Origin of the sequence: Fluviicola sp. (assembly GCF_030151805.1) — a bacterium.
Taxonomy (GTDB): Bacteria; Bacteroidota; Bacteroidia; order Flavobacteriales_D; family Crocinitomicaceae; genus Fluviicola.
Genome location: NZ_JASLCN010000060.1, coordinates 1 through 4,013 on the forward strand (window position 1 = coordinate 1; position 4,013 = coordinate 4,013).

2 protein-coding genes are annotated in these 4,013 nt (G+C 43.6%); both read right to left on the reverse strand.

Annotated features, from left to right (window positions below):
• The coding region (locus Q1V93_RS02300; RefSeq protein WP_300660861.1) for a M43 family zinc metalloprotease at positions 1-2,238 on the reverse strand (2,238 nt) is incomplete at its 3' end.
• Positions 2,239-2,511: 273 nt separating this feature from the next.
• Complete coding sequence (locus Q1V93_RS02305) at positions 2,512-3,798, reverse strand: aminotransferase class I/II-fold pyridoxal phosphate-dependent enzyme (RefSeq protein WP_300660863.1); 1,287 nt, start codon at positions 3,796-3,798, stop codon at positions 2,512-2,514.
• Positions 3,799-4,013: the final 215 nt, after the last annotated feature.

The window sequence follows — 4,013 nt, forward strand, 5'->3', positions numbered from 1 at the left end:
AGCATTAGACCAGGTATTTCCCGGTCCTGCCGAAGAAGTCAAGGTTACGGAACCTCCCTGACAGAAAGTAGTTGCTCCACCGGCAGTAATCGTTGGTGCGGAAGGCAAGGCATTTACAGTAATGTAATTGTTTTGAGTTGCCACATTCGATCCGCCTGCATTGGTTGCAGTCAATGAAACATTGTATGTTCCGGCCGTATTATAAGTAACAGTCTGGCTCGCAGAGGTAGATGTTGATGGTGTTCCACCCGGGAATGACCAACTGTAAGAAGATGGAGAACCTGTTGAAGTACTCGTATACGTTACGGATTGTCCTGCACAAACGGTAGTTCCTGTTGCAGTAAACGAAGCTGTTGGAGTTGGAGGTGTTCCGCTCACACCTGTTACATTAACATTATCAACAAACAATCTGTTGCCGTATGCAGCATGATTCCTGAACGTAATCCAAACAGAACCATTTCCAACAAACGGTGTTAGGTTAATGGTTTCATTTCTCCACTGTGTTCCGTTTGGTGTAAAAGACCCGGAGATATTGGTTGCTGTTGCCAAAGTGGCTCCTGATTTCGAATAAACCGATGTAAATGTTCCGCCACAATTGGTTGATACCAATACTTCCAACCCATCAGCCGCACCACTATTAGTGGCATCAAGCGCATAAGCTACATCAAAAGTCAATTGTGCACTGGAATAAGCTGTAATATCCACTTTCGGCAAACGTAACTCATCATTGTCAGCATTCGCAGCAGTAATATTGTAATTATCAAACAGGGCAGAACTTCCTGCAGTCGGAGTTACCCCTACTGAAGCAGATCTGGTCCAGGTTCCGCCAGCAGGATTTACAATCGTCCAGCCTGTAGGCGGGAAAGTAGTCGAAGCAAATCCTTCAGAGATCGGTAAACTCACAGCAGTTCCTGAGATTGCCGTAATGTAATTGGTTTTAGACTTCGGATAGGTATTTCCGTTTGAAGAACTGGTTACTGTCAAACTTGCATTGTATGTTCCGGCTGTATTGTAAGTAACTGTTGGGCTTGCCGCTGTTGATGTAGCTGGTGTTCCGCCCGGGAAAGTCCAGGAATAAGCGGAAATTCCACTCGATGTATTTGCGGAATAAGTAACTGTTGTTCCGGTACACATGGAAGTTTGTGTCGCCGTGAAGTCGATTGCACAAAGTGAAGTTCCTGCTCCTCCACCAACTAAATTCAGGTTGGCTGTTGTCCACACATTACTTCTTCCACCTGTTGTACTCACAATGGCATTACGCATTCTGGTTACCTGTCCCGGAGTGAACATTTTGGAACAGTAGGAATAATCCATGTAGTTTTCGAAGTTCTCTACAATACTTGTATTACAGATTTTTGCATTATTGGCAGTCGGGCAGGAGGTATATCCTTTTGTAAGTGGTGTATCGGAGACATAATCATCCCCACAAGCGACTCCCGGACTGTTATCATCTCCCCAAACGTGCGACAAGTTCAGCCAATGACCGACTTCATGCGTCAAAGCACGGCTGGAAAAAGCAGCAGAGGTTCCGATCGAACCACAATAATTGTGAAGAAGAAACACACCGTTGTAATACATATCGGTAGCACTTGACGCAGTACCTCCGTTTGGTAAAAACGTATATCCTGCTGCGCTCCCCAAATCCTTACAAACGTAAATATTCAGATAGCGGCTATGGGACCAGACTCCCTGATATACATTGTTTCCGGCTATAATTGCATTGACTTGTGCCTGGCCGTCAGCTCCGTTAGTGGTTTGCGTACTCACCGTGCGGGTAATCCCTGAAAAACAAGCTCCGTTCGGCGCAACGGTTGCGAACACAAAATTGATTTCTGCATCCGTCGGCATTCCCTGGAAAGAGGTGTAGACGTTGTTTGCATCCGCATTCAATCTACGGTAATCGCGGTTCAGAATTGCCAATGCATCGGCTACCTGTGCATCACTGATATTCTCTGTTCCGTTATTATGCAAGATGTGAAACACCACCGGAATCGTATACTCCACGCCGGTTGCTTTTTCAGTATCGGTTGGAGTACCTTTTGACTGTTGGTTTGTGGTTTCTCTGATAACCGTTGCAAAACGTTCGGGATCTTTTTCCTGCATTTCCTTCATCCGGAGATGCTGACTGCATTTCTCCACCTCGTGGACGGTCTGAACCGATTGATTTTTTAATTGGGTGACCTGCGCATAGGACATAAATCCGCAGAGCATGGTCATGGAAAGGACCAATTTTTTCATAAGCATAGTTTGTTTAGAAATAAAGATTCTATAGTTCTGGAGTGAAATTTAGATAAAAAATCATTCCGAAGGTTTCTTTTAGAACAGATAGTTTTGAACGAACAATGCCTCATTCATTGTTAATAACACTGTTTTTCAAACAAAAACAAGGTTTTTAAGATTAAATTTTAACAAAACAAGGGCGGCTTCCGAAAAGATTCAGGTGAGACGTTGATAAAAAACAAAAGGAGAAGCCTTCCGGCCTCTCCTCTATCCATCAGCTGATTTCCAGAATCAGCTTAATTTTTCCAGGGCTGATTTCAGATTTGAAATAACACCGTCCACGTCTTCCAGGCGGCAAGTCCCTACCGATAAACGATACCAGCTTGAATCAGCTGAAGAACCAAACGCGTAAAACGGAACGATTGCTACTTTCGCTTCGTCCAGAATATATTTGGTAATGTCCTGAGTGGTTTTCAACACTTCTCCCGAAGCGGTTTTTAAGCCGTGCAACTGAAACTGAACTGTCAGGTAAATTGCTGCTTCCGGAGCAATGGCATCTACTTTGTGTCCGGCAGACTTCAACGCCTGAAAACCATTGTAAAAGCCTAACAGACGGCTATTGATCTCCGATTTGATTTGATTCAGATAGGTATCATACACACTCAATTCATTCAGGTATTTTGCCGTGGCAAGCTGTTCTGCTTTCGGAGCCCACGCCCCGACGTGTGTCAAAATAGATTTGATTTTATTGATCAGGAATTTTGGCCCCATGGTCCACCCAACACGTACTCCTGTTGCTGCAAGGGATTTTGAGATTCCATCTACAAACAAGGTATACTCGCGCATTTCCGGACGAAGTGAAACCGGGTTGTAATGTTCAATTTCCCCGTGCGTCAAAGGCCAGTAGATTTGATCGTACATCACGTACAACGGTTTCACACCAGCCAAGGCACGTTTTTTATTTTCAGCCAATACCAAATCACAGATTTCTTCCAGGTCTTCCTTCGAAAAAACAGTTCCTGTGGGATTCAAAGGTGAACACAAAGCCAGCAAGCTCGCTTCCGGAAGATAAGGAGCAATTTCCACCGCACGCGGCATGAAGTTATTATCTGCACTCGTTTCGATCAGAATCGGGCGGGCATTGTTTAAATATGTATAATGGTTGTTATTCCAGGATGGAACAGGGAAAACAACTGCATCTCCCGGATCAACAACTGCTTTGAAAATTGCATAAATAGCTGGTCTGGCACCACCGGTAATCACAATTTCATCTGTTTTATACTCCAGATCACCGCGTTTACTCAACAACTGGGAAACTGCCTGTCGCAGTTCCAGCATTCCGTCAGCTGCCGGATAATTCGTTTGATCGTCCTCGTACGCTTCCTGAATAAATTGCTTCAGTTCAGCCGGAATAGGAAAAACCTTCGGATTGAAATCTCCGATGGTTAAATTGTATACTTTCTCTCCCTGTTTGATCTTCTCATTCACTTCTGCAGCTAACTTGATGATTTCAGAACCGATGATGTTCTCTGCCAATTTAGAAACCAGAGGAGTTGAAAGTTCGTTTTTTGTATCCATGACCCTTTTTAAATTGTTGTTGCAAAAATATACACTATTTAAACCAAACGGGAAAGGAAATCTGAAAATCTGGTTAAAATAACACCAAGAAGGGAAGTTTGATCAGGCAATCTTGAATTAGGCAATAGGCAATAGTGGTGTAAAATAACTCTTTCTAATGTTAGAATTAGGTACAATCATCGCTATATCTATGCTATATCTATGCTATATCTATG

Coding starts and splice junctions, on each gene's coding strand:
- Q1V93_RS02305 (WP_300660863.1), bottom strand. CDS start 3,798: ATGGATACAAAAAACGAACTTTCAACTCCTCTGGTTTCTAAATTGGCA.